This window comes from Cryobacterium melibiosiphilum (assembly GCF_003602235.1).
GTDB classification, from domain to species: Bacteria; Actinomycetota; Actinomycetes; order Actinomycetales; family Microbacteriaceae; genus Cryobacterium; species Cryobacterium melibiosiphilum.
Map to the genome: position 1 here is coordinate 1 of NZ_QZVS01000010.1, position 2496 is coordinate 2496.

Genomic DNA, 2496 nt, shown 5'->3' on the forward strand with positions numbered 1-2496 from the left:
GCCACCAGCCCGCCGCCGATACGGCATAGTAGAAAACATCGATAGTGGTCCTGTTTTCAAACGGCACTATTGGCCCTGTTTTGGGTCGGCGTCAACACACATGGAAGAGTGTGTGAATATTCGCACTCCTGGGGGCCGGTGTTGTTGACCTTCGGGGCCAGCCAGCCACTGGTCGCTGGTGCGAGTAACTTTTTGCAGTGCCACCGGATTTTTCTGATGGGGATCACCTAGGTTTCGAGGTCACGTTGACGCGATCATGCGCGGTATTCTGCACGGTTGAATATTCGCTCTCCTGGGGGCCGGTGTTATTGACCTTCGGGGCCACTGATCAAAGTGCTGAGTAGCGTTCTCGGGGGCCACCGAATATTTCCGTTTGGGGCCATCTGCTTAGCTCCTTCCGCTGCGTGTATTGGCACGCAGCGGAAGGAGTAATTAGCAATGGTACGAAGGATCAAGGCGAAGCGGGTGCTCGAACTCCGCGCCGAGGGCATGACGGGGCGCGCGATCGCACTCGCGGAGGGCATGTCGCGCAAGAGTGTGCTGGCGGTGTTCGACGCCGCTGAAAAGGCCGGCATCGGCCGCGACGGCCACGTGGGCCGCAGCGATGCTGAGGTGTATGCGTTGCTGTTCCCGGGGCGCGGCGAGCATGAAAGTGTCTTTGTGCAGCCCGACTGGGACGGGGTGCACAAGGAGCTCGCCAAGGTCGGGGTGACGCTGAAACTGCTCCACGGCGAATACATCGACGGGTGCGCTGCGAAGAAGCAGCCCTCGATGGGCTACGACCGATTTTGTAAGGCCTATGCCGCGCATACTCTGATCGCAGGAGCGGCGTCCCGGGTGGGCCATAAGGCTGGGCAGACCATCGAAGTCGACTGGTCGGGCCCGACGATGCAGCTGATCGACCCGGTGACGGGAGAGACGTCCCGGGTGTATTTGTTCGTGGCGTGTCTGCCGTTTTCGAGGTACGCGTTCGTCGAGCCGACTCTGGATATGCGCCAAGACACCTGGCTGCTGGCCAACGTGGCGATGTTTGAGTGGTTCGGCGGGACGGCTCCCCGGATCGTGCCCGACAACCTCAAGACCGGGGTGATCAAGCACCCTCGCGAGGGCGAGATCGTGTTGAACGATGCCTACCGGGAGCTGGCCGCGCATTACTCAGCAGCGGTGCTCCCCGGCAGAATTCGCCGCCCGAAAGACAAAGCGAGCGTCGAGAATACGGTNTTCCCACGTGGCCACCTGGGTGATCGCTGGCCTGCGCAATCAACAGTTCGGAACCCTTCCCGAATTGCGGGTCGCGATCCGGGAACGCATGGACGCTTATAACCGGGAACCATTCCAGAAACGCGCTGGCTCTCGGCTGAGCGTGTTCCAGACGGAGGAGAAGGCACTGCTGCGGCCCCTGCCGTCAGTTCCCTACGAGATCAGCAAATGGGTCATGGGGCGCCGGGTTCAAAAGAACGGGCATGTGGTCTGGGAGAAGAACTTCTACTCCGCCCCTTACGCGCATATCGGGCAGGGTGTCGATCTGCGTATCACCACCCAAGTTCTGGAGATCTATCGCAACCACGAGCGCCTCACCAGCCACCTCTTGCTCCCGGAGCATGTCATCAACGAATACCGGACGAACGATGCTGACCAGCCTCAGGGCGAGAAGTATCGGGAGTGGGATGCTGTCAGGATCCGGGCTTGGGCGACGCGTGTCGGTCCGAACATGGTGACCGTCGTCAACCGGATCTTCGAGGCGGTGCCGGTGGAGGAGCAAGGCTTCGATGCCGCTCTGGCAGCGCTGCGGCTGAGCCGCCGCTTCTCCAGTGAGCGAGTGGAAAAGGCGTGCCAGATCGCCCTCGAAGGTCGTATTCGCTCTCCCCGGTATGCGCACTTGCGGCCGATCCTAGAGACCGGGCAGGACAAAGCAAGCGCCCGCAGAATCCCGCGTTTCGAACCCACAGAACCTGAGACTGGTGGCTATGTTCGCGGCGCCGATTACTACGCCGGAGGCACCCGATGAGCCGGATCGATATCGAGACCAAACGCAAGCTCCGCGAGATGGGCGTGACCACCCTGCTGGACGCGTTCGACGCCCAGGACGACACCCTGACCCTCGGTTTGGCGTTTGAGGAGAAGATCAAACTTGCCGTCGATGACGCCCATGCCTCCTTCACCCAAACCAAGGTCGAGGGGCTGATCCGGCGGGCGAACCTTCGGTATCCCAACGCTGACCTGCGGCGGCTGGACCTGGTCGAGGAACGCGGGCTTGACCGGTCGGTGATCGCTGGACTGGGCACGTGTTCATTCATCGACCGGCAGCAGAACGTCGTGTTCCAAGGGTTCACCGGGTCGGGGAAGTCGTATTTGGGGTGCGCGTTAGCGAAGGCAGCGTGTCTGCATCGGGTGCGGGTGTCGGCGGCCATGACAAGCTGCCCATAGGCGGCCACGAAACTGCCCACTGACGGCCAGGAAAACTGCCCGTTGGTGGCCATGAGATCTGCCCACTTC

At 61.6% G+C, this 2496-nt stretch carries 2 pseudogenes; both read left to right on the forward strand.

Features of this window, described 5'->3' with window-relative positions:
- Positions 1-438 precede the first annotated feature (438 nt).
- A pseudogene (gene istA, locus D6T64_RS00085) lies at positions 439-2008 on the forward strand (IS21 family transposase).
- A pseudogene (locus D6T64_RS00090) lies at positions 2005-2397 on the forward strand (ATP-binding protein); the annotation flags it as partial. The pseudogenes istA and D6T64_RS00090, both read left to right, overlap by 4 nt.
- Positions 2398-2496: the final 99 nt, after the last annotated feature.